This is a genomic window from Pseudomonas sp. 8(2025) (assembly GCF_052665325.1).
Map to the genome: position 1 here is coordinate 170,006 of NZ_JBQOIE010000013.1, position 16,657 is coordinate 186,662.

21 protein-coding genes are annotated in these 16,657 nt (G+C 63.0%); 10 read left to right on the forward strand and 11 right to left on the reverse strand.

Annotated features, from left to right (window positions below):
• Window positions 1–78: 78 nt before the first annotated feature.
• The 3 genes from phhA to ACUXVH_RS23470 all read left to right on the forward strand — a co-directional run bounded on the left by phhA (window position 79) and on the right by ACUXVH_RS23470 (window position 2,493).
• On the forward strand, window positions 79–870 hold the full coding sequence (gene phhA / locus ACUXVH_RS23460) for a phenylalanine 4-monooxygenase (protein WP_011059947.1): 792 nt from the start codon (window positions 79–81) through the stop codon (window positions 868–870).
• Between the two features lie 70 nt (window positions 871–940).
• Window positions 941–1,297, forward strand: a complete 357-nt coding sequence (locus tag ACUXVH_RS23465) for a 4a-hydroxytetrahydrobiopterin dehydratase (RefSeq protein WP_065363355.1) — start codon at window positions 941–943, stop codon at window positions 1,295–1,297.
• On the forward strand, window positions 1,297–2,493 hold the full coding sequence (locus ACUXVH_RS23470; protein WP_065363354.1) for an amino acid aminotransferase: 1,197 nt from the start codon (window positions 1,297–1,299) through the stop codon (window positions 2,491–2,493). The genes ACUXVH_RS23465 and ACUXVH_RS23470 overlap by 1 nt, the downstream gene beginning before the upstream one ends.
• 105 nt (window positions 2,494–2,598) lie before the next feature.
• On the opposite strand, the gene ACUXVH_RS23475 is transcribed toward ACUXVH_RS23470, so the two are convergent.
• Window positions 2,599–3,369 carry an anti-sigma factor family protein gene (locus ACUXVH_RS23475; protein WP_065364686.1) on the reverse strand — a complete coding sequence of 257 codons (771 nt, stop codon included), beginning with the start codon at window positions 3,367–3,369 and terminating at the stop codon, window positions 2,599–2,601.
• A complete protein-coding gene (locus tag ACUXVH_RS23480) occupies window positions 3,369–3,875 on the reverse strand; it encodes a sigma-70 family RNA polymerase sigma factor (RefSeq protein WP_065363353.1) in 507 nt (168 codons plus the stop codon). The genes ACUXVH_RS23475 and ACUXVH_RS23480 overlap by 1 nt, the downstream gene beginning before the upstream one ends.
• A 148-nt stretch (window positions 3,876–4,023) precedes the next feature.
• On the opposite strand from ACUXVH_RS23480, the gene ACUXVH_RS23485 reads away from it, so the two are divergent.
• The 5 genes from ACUXVH_RS23485 (at window position 4,024) to ACUXVH_RS23505 (ending at window position 7,267) form a co-directional block, all read left to right on the forward strand.
• Window positions 4,024–4,995: a metallophosphoesterase family protein gene (locus tag ACUXVH_RS23485; protein WP_065363352.1), complete on the forward strand. Its 972-nt coding sequence runs from the start codon at window positions 4,024–4,026 to the stop codon at window positions 4,993–4,995.
• A 12-nt stretch (window positions 4,996–5,007) separates the two neighbouring features.
• Window positions 5,008–5,325, forward strand: coding sequence for a plastocyanin/azurin family copper-binding protein (locus ACUXVH_RS23490; protein ID WP_065363351.1), 318 nt, complete (start codon window positions 5,008–5,010; stop codon window positions 5,323–5,325).
• Window positions 5,326–5,553: 228 nt separating this feature from the next.
• Complete coding sequence (locus tag ACUXVH_RS23495; RefSeq protein WP_015634613.1) at window positions 5,554–5,685, forward strand: hypothetical protein; 132 nt, start codon at window positions 5,554–5,556, stop codon at window positions 5,683–5,685.
• 83 nt (window positions 5,686–5,768) lie between these two features.
• Window positions 5,769–5,951 carry a hypothetical protein gene (locus tag ACUXVH_RS23500; RefSeq protein WP_011059945.1) on the forward strand — a complete coding sequence of 61 codons (183 nt, stop codon included), beginning with the start codon at window positions 5,769–5,771 and terminating at the stop codon, window positions 5,949–5,951.
• 116 nt (window positions 5,952–6,067) lie between these two features.
• Complete coding sequence (locus ACUXVH_RS23505; RefSeq protein WP_011059944.1) at window positions 6,068–7,267, forward strand: MFS transporter; 1,200 nt, start codon at window positions 6,068–6,070, stop codon at window positions 7,265–7,267.
• On the opposite strand, the gene arfB is transcribed toward ACUXVH_RS23505, so the two are convergent.
• The 3 genes from arfB to ACUXVH_RS23520 form a co-directional block, all read right to left on the reverse strand.
• Window positions 7,264–7,677, reverse strand: coding sequence for an alternative ribosome rescue aminoacyl-tRNA hydrolase ArfB (gene arfB, locus ACUXVH_RS23510; protein WP_065363350.1), 414 nt, complete (start codon window positions 7,675–7,677; stop codon window positions 7,264–7,266). The genes ACUXVH_RS23505 and arfB overlap by 4 nt on opposite strands.
• Before the next feature lie 204 nt (window positions 7,678–7,881).
• Window positions 7,882–9,303, reverse strand: a complete 1,422-nt coding sequence (locus tag ACUXVH_RS23515; RefSeq protein WP_011059942.1) for an amino acid permease — start codon at window positions 9,301–9,303, stop codon at window positions 7,882–7,884.
• 651 nt (window positions 9,304–9,954) lie between these two features.
• Window positions 9,955–10,275 carry a hypothetical protein gene (locus tag ACUXVH_RS23520; RefSeq protein ID WP_125062206.1) on the reverse strand — a complete coding sequence of 107 codons (321 nt, stop codon included), beginning with the start codon at window positions 10,273–10,275 and terminating at the stop codon, window positions 9,955–9,957.
• 49 nt (window positions 10,276–10,324) lie between these two features.
• Between ACUXVH_RS23520 and ACUXVH_RS23525 the strand changes: the two genes are divergently transcribed.
• The gene (locus ACUXVH_RS23525; RefSeq protein WP_011059941.1) at window positions 10,325–10,462 is read left to right on the forward strand and encodes a hypothetical protein; all 138 of its coding nucleotides are present in this window, start codon (window positions 10,325–10,327) and stop codon (window positions 10,460–10,462) included.
• 63 nt (window positions 10,463–10,525) lie between these two features.
• A complete protein-coding gene (locus tag ACUXVH_RS23530; RefSeq protein ID WP_015634612.1) occupies window positions 10,526–11,491 on the forward strand; it encodes a hypothetical protein in 966 nt (321 codons plus the stop codon).
• 140 nt (window positions 11,492–11,631) lie between these two features.
• On the opposite strand, the gene rluB is transcribed toward ACUXVH_RS23530, so the two are convergent.
• From rluB to ACUXVH_RS23560, 6 genes are all read right to left on the reverse strand, one after another.
• Window positions 11,632–12,822 carry a 23S rRNA pseudouridine(2605) synthase RluB gene (rluB, locus tag ACUXVH_RS23535; RefSeq protein ID WP_041116636.1) on the reverse strand — a complete coding sequence of 397 codons (1,191 nt, stop codon included), beginning with the start codon at window positions 12,820–12,822 and terminating at the stop codon, window positions 11,632–11,634.
• A gap of 145 nt (window positions 12,823–12,967) precedes the next feature.
• A complete protein-coding gene (locus ACUXVH_RS23540) occupies window positions 12,968–13,159 on the reverse strand; it encodes a DUF1289 domain-containing protein (protein ID WP_011059938.1) in 192 nt (63 codons plus the stop codon).
• A 77-nt stretch (window positions 13,160–13,236) separates the two neighbouring features.
• A complete protein-coding gene (gene scpB, locus ACUXVH_RS23545; RefSeq protein WP_065363349.1) occupies window positions 13,237–14,250 on the reverse strand; it encodes an SMC-Scp complex subunit ScpB in 1,014 nt (337 codons plus the stop codon).
• Window positions 14,251–14,262: 12 nt separating this feature from the next.
• Window positions 14,263–14,961 (reverse strand): segregation and condensation protein A, encoded by a 699-nt coding sequence (locus tag ACUXVH_RS23550; RefSeq protein WP_169893818.1) that lies wholly within the window; start codon window positions 14,959–14,961, stop codon window positions 14,263–14,265.
• A 120-nt stretch (window positions 14,962–15,081) separates the two neighbouring features.
• The gene (locus tag ACUXVH_RS23555) at window positions 15,082–15,711 is read right to left on the reverse strand and encodes an L-threonylcarbamoyladenylate synthase (protein WP_041120586.1); all 630 of its coding nucleotides are present in this window, start codon (window positions 15,709–15,711) and stop codon (window positions 15,082–15,084) included.
• A 13-nt stretch (window positions 15,712–15,724) separates the two neighbouring features.
• The gene (locus ACUXVH_RS23560) at window positions 15,725–16,585 is read right to left on the reverse strand and encodes a PHP domain-containing protein (RefSeq protein ID WP_011059934.1); all 861 of its coding nucleotides are present in this window, start codon (window positions 16,583–16,585) and stop codon (window positions 15,725–15,727) included.
• Window positions 16,586–16,657 lie beyond the last annotated feature (72 nt).

Genomic DNA, 16,657 nt, shown 5'->3' on the forward strand with positions numbered 1-16,657 from the left:
CCTGCTGCAAAGCGTCGCACCCTCGGGTATCACTGGGGTCACACATAACAAGAACGCATCCCCTGGCAGGAGAGCAGCATGAAGCAGACGCAGTACGTGGCCCGCGAGCCCGACGCGCAAGGTTTTATCGACTATCCACCCGAAGAGCACGCGGTGTGGAACACCCTGATCACACGCCAGTTGAAAGTGATCGAGGGTCGTGCGTGCCAGGAATACCTGGACGGCATCGACAAGCTCGGATTGCCCCACGACCGTATTCCGCAACTGGGTGAAATCAACAAGGTCCTGGGTGAAACCACCGGCTGGCAAGTGGCCCGGGTACCGGCGCTGATCCCCTTCCAGACTTTCTTCGAACTGCTGGCCAGCAAGCGCTTTCCCGTGGCGACCTTCATTCGCACCCGCGAAGAACTCGACTACCTGCAAGAGCCGGACATCTTCCACGAGATCTTTGGCCACTGCCCGCTGCTGACCAACCCCTGGTTCGCCGAATTCACCCACACCTACGGCAAGCTCGGCCTGCAAGCCACCAAGGAAGAGCGGGTGTACCTGGCGCGGCTGTACTGGATGACCATCGAGTTCGGCCTGGTGGACACCCCGGCCGGGCGGCGCATCTACGGCGGCGGCATCCTGTCCTCGCCCAAGGAGACCGTGTACAGCCTGTCCGAAGAGCCGGAACACCAGGCCTTCGACCCGCTGGAAGCCATGCGCACGCCGTATCGCATCGACATCCTGCAGCCGATCTATTTCACCCTGCCCAACCTCAAGCGCCTGTTCGACCTGGCCCACGAAGACATCATGGCCCTAGTCCACCAAGGCATGCAGCTGGGCCTGCACGCCCCCAAGTTTCCGCCAAAACCCAAGGCGGCCTGAGCGGCCCGCACTCGCGAGCCGCTGCGAAAGATAGTAACTTCCAACAAGAATTGAATCCTGGGAACCCACCATGACCGCTCTGAACCAAGCCCATTGCGAAGCCTGCCGTGCCGATGCTCCTCAAGTCAGCGACGAAGAACTGCCGGTACTGATCAAGCAGATCCCTGACTGGAACATCGAAGTTCGCGATGGCGTGATGCAGCTGGAAAAAGTCTTCCTGTTCAAGAACTTCAAATTTTCCCTGGCTTTCACCAACGCCATGGGCGAGATCTCCGAGGCCGAAGGCCACCACCCAGGCCTGCTCACCGAGTGGGGCAAGGTGACCGTGACCTGGTGGAGCCACTCGATCAAGGGCCTGCACCGCAACGACTTCATCATGGCAGCCCGCACCGATGAAGTGGCCAAGACCGCAGAAGGACGCAAGTAATGCACTTCGACGCCATCGGCCGGGTTCCCGGCGACCCGATTCTCGGCCTGATGGGGGCCTACGCCAACGATCCCAACCCGCGCAAGTTCGACCTCGGCGTGGGGGTCTACAAGGACTCCCAGGGCCTGACGCCGATCCCGCGCTCGGTGAAGCTGGCCGAACAGCGCCTGGTGGACAGCCAGGACACCAAGATCTACATCGGCGGCCATGGCGACGCGGCCTTCGGCAAGGTGATCAATGAACTGGTACTGGGCAGCGATTCGAAACTGATCGCCACCCAGCGTGCCGGCGCCACGCAAACCCCGGGCGGCACTGGCGCCCTGCGCCTGAGTGCCGACTTCATCGCCCACTGCCTACCGGGCCGTGGCGTGTGGCTGAGCAACCCGACCTGGCCGATCCACGAGACCATCTTTGCCGCGGCCGGGGTCAAGGTCAGTCACTACCCCTATGTGGGCAGCGACAACCGCCTGGACGTCGAGGCCATGCTGGCGACCCTGAACCAGGTGCCCGAGGGCGACGTGGTGCTGCTGCACGCCTGCTGCCACAACCCCACCGGCTTCGACCTCGGCCACGCCGACTGGCAACGCGTGCTAGACGTGGTACGCAGCCGCAAGCTGCTGCCGCTGATCGACTTCGCCTACCAGGGCTTCGGCGACGGCCTGGAGCAGGATGCCTGGGCCGTGCGGCTGTTCGCCGCCGAACTGCCGGAAGTGCTGATCACCAGCTCCTGCTCGAAGAACTTCGGCCTGTACCGCGACCGGACCGGCGCTTTGATCGTCTGCACCCAGGACGCCGAGAAACTGCTCGATGTGCGCAGCCAACTGGCCCATATCGCCCGTAACCTGTGGTCCACGCCACCGGATCACGGCGCGGCGGTGGTCGCCACCATCCTCGGCGATCCGGAGCTGAAAAGCCTCTGGGCCGACGAAGTGGAAGCCATGCGCCTGCGGATCGCGCAACTGCGCGCCGGCCTGGTGGAAGCCTTGCAACCCCATGGCCTGGCCGAGCGCTTCGCCCATATCGGCGTGCAACGGGGAATGTTCTCCTACACCGGCCTGAGCCCTGCCCAGGTCCAGGAACTGCGTGACCACCACAGCGTGTACATGGTCAGCTCCGGCCGCGCCAATGTGGCCGGAATCGACGCCACGCGCCTGGACTTGCTGGCTAGCGCCATCGCCAGCGTCTGCAAGGGCTGATCCCTCCCCTACCGGCAAGCCCGGCCTCTGCACTGCGGTGTCGAGGCTGGGCTAGCTGCCCCAGTTCGCAGGCCCTGGCCCCACCCTCGCAACAACGCCCCCGCCTCAAAGATCTTTCTGAATCAACTGCCCCAACGCCGCCAGCTCGCTCTGCTCCAGGTCGGACACCAGGATGAAGCGCAGGTGATTGCGCCGCCATGCCACCAGGTTATAGCCGCGCAAGGAGAGGTTTTGCGCTGCTGCATCGGCATCCGCCGTGGGCAGGATGAACAGGTTGATCAAGTGCCGCCCATGACCATAGGTCAGGGCCGCCGCACTTTGCTGCTGCAGGTAGTCCAGGCGCCCGCCCAGCAGCGGATAGCCCTGCTGACTGAAGTCGAAGACCGGCGGGGCAAAATCCAGCTTGCCGGTGAACCAGGGCTTGACCGTGTGCCGGTCCGAGGACACCACGTCATTCAAGTGATCAACCATCAGCGAACGCACATGACTGGACACTGCCTCATCCAGCCATGGCCGCTCGACAGAGGGCGCTGCCAGGTAGAACACCAGGGCCAGGGCCAGCGCCAGGCTCGAAAATCCCGGGGCCAGCCAGCGCCAGCCGCCACCTCCCAGCCAGCGCTGGAACAACCCCGCAGGAGGCGAGGCAGGTGCGTCGATGCTGGCCAGCAGACGCTGGGCCAAGCCTACCGGCGCCTGGTGATAGGACATGTGAGCCTTGAGCTGTGCCACCAGACGCCGGGCGTCGGCATATTCCCGAGCACATTCGGCACAGTGGCGTAGGTGCTCGGCCACCTCGGCAGCGGCATTGGCTTCCAACTCGTTGTCTAGGTAGCCATGCAGCCACGCCCTACAGGTCTTGCAGTCGATATCGTTGATCATGGCCGGGACTTCTGCAGTTGCAGCCGGAGCATGGAACGCGCCCTGGCAAGACGCGACATGACCGTTCCCAGGGGGATATCAACGATCTTCGCAATGTCCTTGTAGGGCATATCTTCCAACTCCTTGAGCACTATCACCTCACGAAACACCGGAGCCAGAGCCAGGAGCGCCTGCTGCAACTGCTCCACCTCCTGCCCCTGGATCAGTTGCCACTCCGGTGTTCGTCCATCGGCCAGGGCCGGATCGTCTTCGCCACAGGTCTCGTCGAAAGCCACCGCGCCCTGGCGTGCCGATGCCTTGAGCCAGTTGTAGCTTTCGTTGCGCACTATGGTCAGGAACCAGGCCTTGGCGTTGCTGCCGTCGAAACGATGGAGGAACTTCACTGCGCGAAACGCGCTTTCCTGAACCACGTCCTGGGCCGCGCTGTCGTTATCAGTCAGCCAACGCGCGAGGTTATAGGCCGCATTCAGATGCGGCAGGAACAGTTCCTCGAATCGCGTCATGGTGGCTCCGTCTCCTTTGCACCCTATAACGGTGAAAGCCGGCGTTTTATTCCCGAAATAAAAAACTTCTTTCCTGGAATAAAGCCCCGCACCGCACGGTTTTACAGATGTGAGACCCATCACTGTAGACCGCTACCGAGGGCGCACCATGGATACCCATGCCACATCGCACACCCGAGCCACCGACAGCCCGCAGAACCCCGACCGACGCACTTTGCTCAAGTGCTCGGCCTGGGCCGGCGCCGGCGTCATCTGGGCCTTGAGCGGAGGGATCCCGCGGGCCTTTGCCCTGGACCACGCAGGTCAGCCAAGCGACCCCACCGCACTGAACAGCAGCTTTCACTTCGTACAGATCAGCGACTCGCATATCGGCTTCAACAAGGAAGCCAACCCGGAACCGGTGAAGACCCTGCAAGTGGCCATCGACAAGGTCATTGCCCTACCCAGACGGCCCGCACTGATCCTCCATACCGGGGACATCACCCACCTGTCCCGGGCCGAAGAGTTCGACACCGCCGCCCAGTTGCTCAAGGGCCTGCCCTCCACCGTGCACTACGTACCGGGCGAGCATGACACCCTGGATGAAGGCGGCGGCCAGCTTTACCTGCAGCGCTATGGCAAGGGCACCCGGGGTAACGGCTGGTACAGCTTCGACCAGCAGGGTGTGCACTTCATTGCCCTGGTGAATGTCTTCAACCTGCAACCCGGACATGAAGCCACCCTGGGCGCCGAGCAACTGACCTGGCTGGCGGACGACCTGCGGGCAGTGGCCAGCAGCACGCCGATCGTAGTCTTCACCCATATCCCGCTGTGGACCATCTATCAGCCCTGGGGCTGGGGCACGGAGGACGGCGACCAGGCCATCGCCCTGCTGCGCCGCTTCGGCTCGGTGACTGTCCTCAACGGCCATATCCACCAGGTCATCCAGAAAGTCGAGGGCAACATCACCTTCCACACCGCTCGCGGCACGGCCTACCCGCAACCAGCCCCCGGTGCCGCGGCCAACCCCGGGCCGATGACCGTGGCTGCCGACCAGTTGCGCAATTACCTGGGCATCACCGATGTTCGCGCAACCCAGGGCGAGCACCCCCTGGCCCTGCTCGACTCCACTCTGGTCTGAGGTCCTCGTGCGATGAAGACATTGCTCACGCTGCTGCTTCTGGGTTGCCTGGCGACGCCGGCCTGGGCCCAGGAGGTGAAGATCGATATCCGCGCGTTCATGTACAACCCCCAGGATGTGCAAATCACCGCGGGCACCCGGGTCACCTGGGTCAATGACGACCAGATACCGCACACGGTGACCGAGACCCACAAGCTGTTCCGTTCCGCCGCACTGGACACCAACGACAGTTTTTCCTACCAGTTCGATACCCCCGGCATCTATCAGTACTTCTGCGTGCTGCACCCACAGATGATCGGCAAGATCATCGTCAACCCGCCACAACCCTAGGCAACAGGCCCGTTGCAACGCCTTATGCGGCGCTGCACCGGGCCGCCATCGCCGGCCCGCACATGCCGTTTCATGCGCGGCCAAAGCACCCAGAACCTGACGAATAACCCTCGACCGAGGGGAAATAAAAATCTTTCTGTCATTTGTACTGCTGTATCCTGCCCAGGCTTTTTAAAAGCGCGGATCTACCCAGCGATTTAAAAAACAGACTTTGCGAGGAGCAACGACATGCATGAGATCCCGAATCTCCCCTTCCCAAGCCTGCACGAAACTGAGCAGACAACTCCGCCACAAGCCAGTGCCGACAAGCCTGTAGTGCAAGAAGCCGCCGACAGCCGCAAGGCCGACAGCGAAGACTGAAAGCTGTAACCAGACCGTGTGGAAAGCGCTACTCAAGCGCTTTCCACACCGCCTGAAACCCTCCTCCCGAGCCCCGCCGCACCATGACCGAATCCTTCAGCGAAACCCAAGCCAGCGTGCTGATCGGCACTGCCGAACAGATGATCGACGTGTGGAATCGCCTCAGCGAAGAAAAACAGGCCGCTCTGCTGGCCCGCTTCGGCACCCAGGAAAATGCCCTGGCCGCCTTGGTCACCACCCGGTTGCTGGGCAACAATGACGCCTGAACCGACTCCGGCCAGGTAAAAATCTGAACAACACATCGATTTCCCCCACAACCCCTCCCTGCACATCGGTATCATAAGCAGCCTATCTATTGAGCTGTCGCAGTGGTCCGATCCCCATGCCAGATACCCAGCGCCCCTTGACGGTCACGCTGCACGTCGTCTCCATCGTCCTGTTCACCTTTATCGGCTACCTGAATATCGGCATTCCGCTGGCGGTGCTGCCGGGCTACGTGCACAGCGAACTGGGCTTTGGCGCGGTGATCGCCGGCCTGGTGATCAGCGTGCAATACCTGGCCACCCTGCTCAGCCGGCCCTATGCCGGGCGCATCATCGACAATCTGGGCAGCAAGCGCGCGGTGATGTACGGCCTGGCCGGCTGCGGCTTGAGCGGGGTGTTCATGCTGCTTTCGGCCTGGCTGCACAACCTGCCGACCCTGAGCCTGATCAGCTTGCTGATCGGCCGCCTGGTCCTGGGCAGCGCGGAAAGCCTGGTGGGCTCGGGCTCCATCGGCTGGGGCATCGGCCGGGTCGGGGCGCAGAATACCGCCAAGGTGATTTCCTGGAACGGCATCGCCAGCTACGGCGCCCTGGCCATTGGCGCGCCGCTGGGGGTGTGGCTGGTAAGCCGGCTGGGGCTGTGGAGCATGGGAGCGAGCATCATCCTGCTGGCGCTGCTCGGCCTGCTGCTGGCCTGGCCGAAACTCGCCGCGCCGATCGTTGCCGGCGAGCGCTTGCCGTTCATCCACGTGCTGGGCAAGGTGTTTCCCCACGGCTGCGGCCTGGCCCTGGGCTCCATCGGCTTTGGCACCATCGCCACCTTCATCACCCTGTACTACGCCACCCGGCACTGGGACAACGCCGTACTGTGCCTGAGCCTGTTCGGTGCCAGTTTCATCGGCGCGCGACTGCTGTTCGGCAACCTGATCAACCGCCTCGGCGGCTTTCGCGTGGCGATTGCCTGCCTGTCGGTGGAAACCCTCGGCCTGTTGCTGCTGTGGCTGGCCCCGGATGCCAATTGGGCCCTGGCCGGCGCAGCCCTGAGCGGCTTCGGCTTCTCCCTGGTATTCCCGGCCCTGGGGGTGGAAGCAGTGAACCTGGTGCCAGCCTCCAGCCGCGGCGCGGCAGTGGGGGCCTACTCGCTGTTCATCGACCTGTCGCTGGGCATCACCGGCCCGCTGGCGGGGGCGATTGCTGCCGGTTTCGGCTTTGCCTCGATCTTCCTGTTCGCCGCCATCGCTGCCTGCACCGGCCTGGTGCTGAGCCTGTACCTGTACCACCAGGCGCCCAAGCTGCGCCAGGAACGCGAGGCGCGCTAGAAGTCCACTTTGCCGCGCCCGGCCTTGATGCTGCCGCGCTTGGCCTTGGTCTCCAGGCGGCGCTTCTTCGAACCCAGGGTCGGCTTGGTCGGGCGGCGCTTCTTCTCCACCTTGACGGCGCTGAGAATCAGCTCGGTGAGGCGCTCCAGGGCATCGGCGCGGTTCTGCTCCTGGGTGCGGTACTGCTGGGCCTTGAGGATGATCACGCCGTCACTGGTGATGCGGCTGTCGCGCAGCGCCAGCAGGCGCTCCTTGTAGAACGGAGGCAGGGACGAAGCCGGAATGTCGAAGCGCAGGTGCACCGCGCTGGACACCTTGTTGACGTTCTGCCCACCGGCGCCCTGGGCACGGATGGCGGTCAGCTCGATCTCGGCATCCGGCAGATGCACGTTGTTGGAAATCACCAGCATGGAACAGGAATCCGTCTTCAGGGCGCATAGGATACCCCCATTCCCCACGCTCTTGCGGGTCTCTTCGCTGGCAAGCCAGCCCCCTACAGCGGGCAGGCACACCGTAGGAGCCGGCTTGCCCGCGAAAGCGATCTCAGCCCCCGACAAAAATCACGGCCATGAAAAACCCGGCCGGAGCCGGGTTAGTCGTTGCCAGGGCCGCGCTTACTTCAGCGAAGCACTGGCTGCCTGCAGCGCGTGCTGGGCACTGCGCTTGTTCTTGATGCAGTAGCAGACCCACATGAACACCACCCACACCGGGATCGCGTACACCGAGATCTGGATGCCCGGAATCATCAGCATGATGCCCAGGATGAACACCACGAACGCCAGGCAGACGTAGTTGCCGTAGGGGTACCACAGCGCCTTGAACAGCGAGGTCTGGCCGGTACGCTCCATGTGCTGGCGGAACTTGAAGTGCGAGTAGCTGATCATCGCCCAGTTGATCACCAGGGTCGCCACCACCAGGGACATCAGCAGCTCCAGGGCGTGCTGCGGAATCAGGTAGTTGAGCACCACGGCGACGAAGGTCACCAGCGCCGAAGCGAGGATCGACATCACCGGCACGCCGCGCTTGTCGATCTTGGCCAGGGCCTTGGGCGCATCGCCCTGCTCGGCCATGCCCAGGAGCATGCGGCTGTTGCAATAGGTGCCGCTGTTGTACACCGACAGCGCCGCGGTCAGGACCACGAAGTTGAGGATGTGCGCCGCGGTGTTGCTGCCCAGCATCGAGAACACCTGGACGAACGGGCTGCCGCTGTAGGCATCGCCGGAAGCGTTCAGGGTCACCAGCAGGGTGTCCCACGGCGTCAGCGACAGCAGCACCACCAGGGCGCCGATGTAGAAAATCAGGATGCGATAGATCACCTGATTGATCGCCTTGGGGATCACGGTCTTCGGCTTGTCGGCTTCCGCTGCAGTGAAACCGAGCATTTCCAGGCCGCCGAAGGAGAACATGATGATTGCCATGGCCATCACCAGGCCGCTGACCCCATTGGGGAAGAAGCCGCCGTGGGACCACAGGTTGCTCACCGAGGCCTGCGGGCCGCCGTGGCCGCTGACCAGCAGGTAGCTGCCCAGGGCGATCATGCCGACGATGGCGACCACCTTGATGATGGCGAACCAGAACTCGGCCTCGCCGAAGACCTTGACGTTGGCCAGGTTGATGGCGTTGATCATGACGAAGAACACGGCTGCCGAGGCCCAGGTCGGGACGTCCGGCCACCAGTAGTGCACATATTTGCCGACCGCGGTCAGCTCCGACATGCCCACCAGGATATAGAGGATCCAGCAGTTCCAGCCCGAGAGGAAACCGGCAAAGCCGCCCCAGTATTTATGGGCAAAGTGGCTGAAGGAGCCGGCCACCGGCTCCTCGACGATCATCTCGCCGAGCTGGCGCATGATCATGAAAGCGATGAAACCGCAGATGGCATAACCGAGGATCATCGACGGGCCGGCGGACTTGAGCACCCCGGCCGACCCCAGGAACAAACCGGTACCAATCGCGCCGCCCAGGGCGATCAGTTGAATATGGCGATTCTTCAGGCCGCGTTTCAGCTCGCCCGAATGCGAGTTTTGTCCACTCATGAAAAGGCTCTCACGCAAGGTAATGTGTGTCAGACGTTGCCGCCCGGTAAAGGCTTAAGCGGCGCGGATCAAACCCCAGCGCAGGCACCAGAAGTTCAGCGTTCTTTTAACGGTCATGCGTCACCTGTTTGTTTTTATCTGTGACGAAATCGAACCCACCACGCTCGTGACGCGGCGGAGTGAACAAGGTGGATAACCTTGAGTTTATTGGCCTTGCAGCGAGCTCTTCAGCGCCTCGCAAGCGGTCTGGAAAGCACGTTTCAGGCGCAAAATGCGCGGGTACGCAGTTGGGTCACAGTTAAAACGCCGCGCATTGTACACCCCTGACTCCCTGCCGCCAGACACCGCTTTATCAGCGTGCCGGTAACCGGAATCCTGCGGGGCCAGCCCGATGCTCGGCATCGGCGGCGCGAAAGTGGACGGACCGAGTGGGGTCGTCGATGAATGAGCGAAGGCCATCGCCCATCGAAGGGTGTGGGTGAAAGTCGGTTACGGCGTTCATTGCGCCTCCTTCTTGTTATGCACCTGTACGCAGGCAGGTGTGCATCTCACCTGCCTTGGCGCCCCGGAACAAGCGGGCTAGAGCCTCGGCGGTGGCTTTCCCGAACAACTGCCGGCAGCTTTTCCTTACAGCACATCCATCGCCGCGGATTACAGGCGGATCACGGCGCATTTCGTAATTTTTTCTTTACGAGTCGTAACGATAAATTGCCAAACCAGATCAACTGGCGAACCGACTGCAAATTGACACCCACGCCGCCCGACAAGCGGAAAAGCCTTAGCTTTTTGTTTTCTGGGAATAAATATTTCACCTAAAAATAGAAAATAAAGTTCAGCAGAAAATAATCTAATTATTTTTTTGCACTTCAAAATGCCCTGGACTAGGTTTCCAGCCACTTGCCGGCTCAGCCAGCCGACAAGTTCCGGGAGTGGATGAGCGGCCCAGCAACCTTCCCGTTCTCCGCTGTTCAACTGCTCCGCCAATGGACTGCTTACACGCACTGTATCTAGGAGAGACACCATGCAAGCACTGGAACAAGACCTGGAAACCGAACTGCAACTGGACGACTGGTTCGAAGCCGCCACCCATGAAGCAGCAGTGGAAATGATGCAGGCTGACGCGGTGGTGCCATTCGGCACCGCCATGTGGCCGATGTAAGGCGCCCGGACCGGTGCAGGCCTGGTGCCTGCGCCGGTCACCTTTGTCCTCCAGGGAGGTTTTATGGACCAGACCCGCGCCATCCGCCATTTCCTGTACTACCTCGAGCGGCATCCGGCCTTGAGCGGCGCCCAGCCCTCCAGGGTGGTGATCGGCCACACCGCCGAGTACCAGGCCATGGTCAGCGCCATCCTCGAACAGTCGCGCCAGGCCACCCCACTGACGGTCAGCGCCCTGCGCCTGGACCAGGAGCCGGCGGCGACCCTTGCCCAGGCCATCATCGACTGTGACCTGTACATCTTCTTCTACGACTCCTCGACCCTGCCCCAGCCACGCCCCGACGGCCCGGAGTTCCTGCGGCCGCTGCATGGGCTGATGGCCGAGCACTGGAAGAAGTCCCTGCTGTTCAAGGATTACGGCGAGTACTTCTACGACACCTTCAGCGTCGAGCCGCAACGCATTGCCGACCTCAACGCCACTCTGATCCGCCGCCTGTCCCAGGCCACCACCCTGAGCTTCAGTGACCTTCAGGGCTCATATTTCGAAGCGCCCTTGAACAGCGTGAAGAAATGGACCGACATCAACGGCGTCGGCAACTACGACCTGGCACCGGGGGAAATCGCCACCCACAGCGATGCCATCAACGGCCATGTGAAGTTTCTCGGCACCTTCCTCAGCACCATCCCTTTCGCCCGCAAGTACGGGGTGCTGAAAGCACCGCTGGAACTGTGGATCGAGAACTCCAGCATCAGCCGGGTGGCCACCGAGGTGCCGGGGCTGGCCAATGACTTCAACAAGTACCTGGATGCCAACCCGTCCAACCGGCGCATAGAGGAACTGGGAATCGGCACCAACGAGGGCATCAGGTCCCTCTACGGGCGCAACTCCGGCTTCGAAGAGCGCCATTGCGGCCTGCACCTGGGCCTGGGGGGCGGCGCCAAAGGCAGCCATCACCTGGACCTGATCTTCAGTTCCGGAGTGCTGGCGGTGGATAACAAGCCTGTGTTCGACGGCCAGTTCGCCTTCTAGCGTAGGAGCTGGCAAGCGAAGGCCGCTATCAGCCTGCGCAAGCCGGGCGGCCTGGTTCGCCGGCAAGCCGGCTCCTGCGCAGTTGCAGGCAAAAAAAAACGCCAACCCGGAGGTTGGCGTTTTTGTCGGCAGGCCGGAAATCACTCCGGCTTGCGGCGACCAAAACCGGGACGCTGGCCGGAACCGGCCGGGGCGCCACGGCGCTTGCCGGAAGGTGCGTCCTTGTCCAGCACCAGGCTTGGGCGCTTGGACTTGGGCGCCGGCTTGGCCGGACGCTTGGTGTCCGCCGGGCGTTCGGCCACCGGAGTGCCGCGGCCAGTAGCCGGACGCGGAGCACGGGAGCCACGCTCGCCATCCGGACGGGCAGCCGGCTTGCGGCCAGGACGCTCGCCTTCGATCTGCGGCTCGCGGGAAACACGCGGGGTGGCCGCGCTGCCATTGGCCGGACGCAGGGTGCGCACGCGCTCGCTCTTGCCCACCGGACGCGAGGATTTGCGCTGCATGCGCTCCAGCTTGTCCTTGGACTTGGCATTGAGCTGCGGCATGGCCACCGGCGTCAGGCCGACTTCGGCGCTGAGCACATCGACTTCGTACTGGCTCATTTCGCGCCAGCGGCCCATGGGCAGGTCGGAGTTCAGGAACACCGGACCGAAGCGCACGCGCTTCAGGCGGCTGACCACCAGGCCCTGGGATTCCCACAAGCGGCGCACTTCACGGTTGCGACCTTCCATCACCACGCAGTGGTACCAGTGGTTGAAACCTTCGCCACCGGGCGCCTGCTGAATGTCAGTGAACTTGGCCGGGCCGTCTTCGAGCATGACGCCGGCCTTGAGGCGCTCGATCATCTCGTCGTCGACCTCGCCACGCACACGCACCGCGTACTCACGGTCCATCTCGTAGGAAGGGTGCATCAGGCGGTTGGCCAGTTCACCGTCGGTGGTGAACATCAAAAGACCGGTGGTGTTGATGTCCAGGCGGCCAATGTTGATCCAGCGGCCTTCGCGCGGACGCGGCAGCTTGTCGAACACGGTCGGGCGGCCTTCCGGGTCGTCGCGGGTGCAGATCTCGCCGTCGGGCTTGTTGTACATGATCACGCGGCGCACCGATTCGGCGGCCTCTTCGCGCTTGATCACCTTGCCATCGATGGAAATGGCGTCATGCAGGTCGACGCGCAGGCCCAGGGTGGCCTCTTTGCCGTTGACCTTGATCCGGCCCTGGCTGATCCAGGACTCGACATCGCGGCGCGAGCCGACGCCGATGCGTGCGAGGACTTTCTGCAGTTTTTCGCCGGCTGGACGGATTTCCTGGTCGTTCTGATCGGTATCGCTCATCTGGGCACCTCCCGGTGTGTCGCTTCAGGCTTGAGCGGCCTGAAGGGTGGAAAACAGGGTCTGTGGCGAATGGATCGCCAAAGGGTCGCGAATCATACGCTCATGGCGGCGGTTGCGCATCACAGACTAGTTGATAAGTCGCCCCTCAGGACTTTTTCCGCCGGCCGGTGGCGCGCAATTGCAGCAGGCGCATGGCGGCTTCAGCCAGCACTTGACGGCGCTCGGCCTTGTCGAGCTTCTTCCAGGCCTTGATCTCACGCTTGCTGCGCCCGCAGCCGATGCAGATGTCATCGCTGAACTTGCACACGCTGATGCAGGGATCCTTGGCAGAACTCATCCATCACCTCTGTAGGAGCCGGCTTGCCGGCGAAAAAAACCGCCAGCCATGCGCCGAGCCGGCCAGCGACTACAAGGTCAATCGTCCAGCAGGCGGCGTTCGTTTTCGATGGCTTCGGCCAGGGCCAGGGCTTCGGCCTCTTCCTCGCTCAACTGCGGCGTAGCAGGCTCCAGTGCGGCTACTGCGGCGAGCAACTTGGCCCGGGCCTCGGCCACGCCCAGCACATCATCCTCTGCTTCGACCGGCGGCCGGTCCTCGGGTTCGACCGGGAATTCATCGGGCTCATCGGCGAGGAACTCAGATTCGGTCCGGGCCTCCTCCTGCGGGAGATCCGACACGGGCTCTTGCACTCCTCCCTGCTCCGGTTCCACCACACCATCACGGTGCAAGTCTTCAAAGTCGGTCTTGATCCCCTCCTCCATGGAGTCCAGCTCCAGCAGCAGGGTATGGAAGCTGGTTTCTTCCTTGGGTTCCTCCGGCTCGGCGCTGGCATCGGCCAGTTGTTGCAGGTGCTCGGGCACCGGCGCGTCGTCGAATTCCAGTACCGGCTCGGCCTCGATCTCCCGCAGTTCCGCCAAAGGCGGCAGGTCGTCGAGGTTCTTCAGGTTGAAGTGATCGAGAAACGCCTTGGTGGTGGCGAACATCGCCGGCTTGCCCGGTACGTCGCGATACCCCACCACGCGGATCCACTCACGTTCCAGCAAGGTCTTGACGATATGGCTGTTGACCGCCACGCCACGCACGTCCTCGATCTCGCCCCGGGTGATGGGTTGGCGATAGGCGATCAGGGCCATGGTTTCCAGCATGGCGCGCGAGTAACGCTGCGGGCGCTCTTCCCACAGGCGGCCGACCCAGGGCGCGAACTTCTCGCGGATCTGCAGGCGATAGCCGGAGGCCACTTCCTTGAGCTCGAAGGCCCGCCCTTCGCAGGACTTGCCGAGCAGGGCCAGGGCTTTCTTGAAGACCGCCGGGTCCGGCCGCTCGGCTTCTTCGAAGAGCTCGAACAGGCGTTCCAGGGACTGGGGTTTTCCCGAGGCCAACAGAAAGGCTTCGAGCAGGGGCGCCAGCTCGCGGGGTTCATTCAGGTTCATGATTTAAGCTCGTTATTCGGCTCGCGCCCGTACGTGGATGGCCGCAAAGGGCTCATTCTGCACCAGCTCGACCAGGGATTCCTTGACCAGTTCGAGGATCGCCATGAAGGTCACCACCACCCCCAGGCGCCCTTCCTCGGCGGTGAACAGCTCGACAAAGGGCACGAAACCGCCGCCCTTGAGCCGCTCCAGCACATCGCTCATGCGCTCGCGGGTGGACAGCGCCTCGCGGCTCACCTGATGGCTTTCGAACATGTCGCCACGGCGCAGCACCTCGGCCATGGACATCAGCAACTCTTCCAGGGCCACATCCGGCAGCAGCTTGCGCGCCCGGGCCTCCGGGGCGTCGAGCTTGGGCACCAGCACATCGCGACCGACCCGGCTCAGGCCGTCGATGCCCTCGGCGGCCGCCTTGAAGCGCTCGTATTCCTGCAGGCGGCGGATCAGTTCGGCCCGCGGATCGTCCTCTTCTTCCTCGACCTCGGCTGAGCGCGGCAGGAGCATGCGCGACTTGATCTCGGCAAGCATTGCCGCCATCACCAGGTACTCGGCGGCCAGTTCCAGGCGCACCGACTGCATCAGCTCCACATAGCCCATGTACTGGCGGGTGATCTCCGCCACCGGGATGTCGAGGATGTTGATGTTCTGCTTGCGGATCAGGTACAGCAGCAGGTCCAGCGGGCCTTCGAAGGCTTCGAGAAAGACTTCCAGGGCATCCGGGGGGATGTACAGGTCCAGGGGCATTTCCATGACCGCCTGGCCGTAGACCATGGCGAAGGGCAGCTCCTGCTGGGCGCCGGCCTGGTCGTCGACGGTTTCCACTGCGGACATCTAGGCCTCGGCCATGAACGGCGCGGGGTCGCCGCAACCGACGCGGATCACTTCCGGCTCGCCGTCGGCGAGGTTGATCACCGTGGACGACTCGGTGCTGCCGAAACCGCCATCGATGATCAGGTCCACCTGGTGCTCCAGCAACTGGCGCATCTCGTAGGGATCGCTCAGGGCCTCGGTATCACCGGGCATGATCAGGCTGACGCTCATCAGCGGCTCGCCCAGCTCGGCCAGCAGCGCCAGGGCGATCGGGTTGCTCGGCACCCGCAGGCCGATGGTCCGGCGCTTGGGGTGCAGCAGCAGGCGCGGCACTTCCCGGGTGGCGTTGAGAATGAAGGTGTAGGGCCCCGGCACATGGGCCTTGAGCAGACGGAAGGTGCCCGTGTCGATCTTGGCGAACAGGCCCAACTGCGAAAGGTCGCTGCAGATCAGCGCGAAGTTGTGCTTGTCGTCCAGCTGGCGCAGGCGTCGAACCCGTTCGATTGCGCCCTTGTCGCCCATCTGGCAGGCGACGGCGTAGGACGAATCCGTGGGATAGATCACCACACCGCCGCTGCGAATGATCTCGACGGCCTGTTTGATCAGGCGTGGTTGGGGGTTTTCCGGGTGGATCTGGAAAAATTGACTCACTGTCTCTACCTGTTCAGGCGGCAATAATTGGCTCATGTTTGAACCGACACCAAAGGGGCGGCAGGTCTTCCGGGACCGGGCGATACTCACCAATCTCGGACCAGCCTCCAGGGCCATGAAAGTCACTGCCAGCGCTGACCAGCAGTCCGAATTCACGAGCAAGGATAGCCAAACTGCCCACTTGCTCTGCAGGTTGGTGGCCATTGACCACTTCGATAGCATGACCACCGGCTTGAATATAGTCGGCAATCAAGCGGCGACGCTTGCTGCGGGTGAAATCGTAATGCCAGGGATGGGCCAGGCTGACCCAGGCCCCCGCGGCCCGCAGTGTGCCGACGGTTTCTTCCAGGGTCGGCCAGTGCTGCTTGACGTCCCCCAGCTTGCCGGCCCCCAGCCATTTGCGAAACGCCTCGGCGCGATCCTTCACGAAACCGGCACGCACCAGGTAGTCGGCAAAGTGCGGCCGCGCCGGTGCATTGCCACTGTCCCCCAGTTCCTGCTGGATCGCCCGGGCGCCTTCCAGCGCTCCCGGCATGCCCTTGAGGGCCAGCTTGCGGCTGATCTCCTCCGAACGCAGCCAGCGGCCTTCGTGGAGCTTTTCGATGGCTTGCACCAAAGCCGGGGCCTGGGTATCGAAGCCGTAGCCCAGCACATGGATAGTGGCGCCGCCCCAGGTGCAGGAAAGCTCGACGCCATTGACCAGCTGCATACCCAGTTGCTGCGCCGCTTGGCGCGCTTCGTCCAGCCCTTCGAGGGTGTCGTGGTCGGTCAGGGACAGGATTCGCACGCCTCTCTCGTACGCACGCGCAACCAGAACCGCGGGCGCCAGGGCGCCGTCGGAGGCCGTGCTATGGCAGTGCAAATCAACATTCACAGGACGATAAAACCTCAAGTCAGCTGGCGCTTTCGCTACCAAGGATGTTTGTTATTATGCCGGGACATCCTG

Bases quoted from the DNA above. Each gene is read 5' to 3' on its own strand.
- ACUXVH_RS23530 (WP_015634612.1), top strand. From the start codon at position 10,526: ATGGACCAGACCCGCGCCATCCGCCATTTCCTGTACTACCTCGAGCGG.
- ACUXVH_RS23515 (WP_011059942.1), bottom strand. From the start codon at position 9,303: ATGAGTGGACAAAACTCGCATTCGGGCGAGCTGAAACGCGGCCTGAAG.
- ACUXVH_RS23490 (WP_065363351.1), top strand. From the start codon at position 5,008: ATGAAGACATTGCTCACGCTGCTGCTTCTGGGTTGCCTGGCGACGCCG.
- scpB (WP_065363349.1), bottom strand. From the start codon at position 14,250: ATGAACCTGAATGAACCCCGCGAGCTGGCGCCCCTGCTCGAAGCCTTT.
- rluB (WP_041116636.1), bottom strand. From the start codon at position 12,822: ATGAGCGATACCGATCAGAACGACCAGGAAATCCGTCCAGCCGGCGAA.
- arfB (WP_065363350.1), bottom strand. From the start codon at position 7,677: ATGCTGGTGATTTCCAACAACGTGCATCTGCCGGATGCCGAGATCGAG.
- phhA (WP_011059947.1), top strand. From the start codon at position 79: ATGAAGCAGACGCAGTACGTGGCCCGCGAGCCCGACGCGCAAGGTTTT.
- ACUXVH_RS23525 (WP_011059941.1), top strand. From the start codon at position 10,325: ATGCAAGCACTGGAACAAGACCTGGAAACCGAACTGCAACTGGACGAC.
- ACUXVH_RS23505 (WP_011059944.1), top strand. From the start codon at position 6,068: ATGCCAGATACCCAGCGCCCCTTGACGGTCACGCTGCACGTCGTCTCC.
- ACUXVH_RS23470 (WP_065363354.1), top strand. From the start codon at position 1,297: ATGCACTTCGACGCCATCGGCCGGGTTCCCGGCGACCCGATTCTCGGC.
- ACUXVH_RS23465 (WP_065363355.1), top strand. From the start codon at position 941: ATGACCGCTCTGAACCAAGCCCATTGCGAAGCCTGCCGTGCCGATGCT.
- ACUXVH_RS23495 (WP_015634613.1), top strand. From the start codon at position 5,554: ATGCATGAGATCCCGAATCTCCCCTTCCCAAGCCTGCACGAAACTGAG.
- ACUXVH_RS23540 (WP_011059938.1), bottom strand. From the start codon at position 13,159: ATGAGTTCTGCCAAGGATCCCTGCATCAGCGTGTGCAAGTTCAGCGAT.
- ACUXVH_RS23480 (WP_065363353.1), bottom strand. From the start codon at position 3,875: ATGACGCGATTCGAGGAACTGTTCCTGCCGCATCTGAATGCGGCCTAT.
- ACUXVH_RS23500 (WP_011059945.1), top strand. From the start codon at position 5,769: ATGACCGAATCCTTCAGCGAAACCCAAGCCAGCGTGCTGATCGGCACT.
- ACUXVH_RS23485 (WP_065363352.1), top strand. From the start codon at position 4,024: ATGGATACCCATGCCACATCGCACACCCGAGCCACCGACAGCCCGCAG.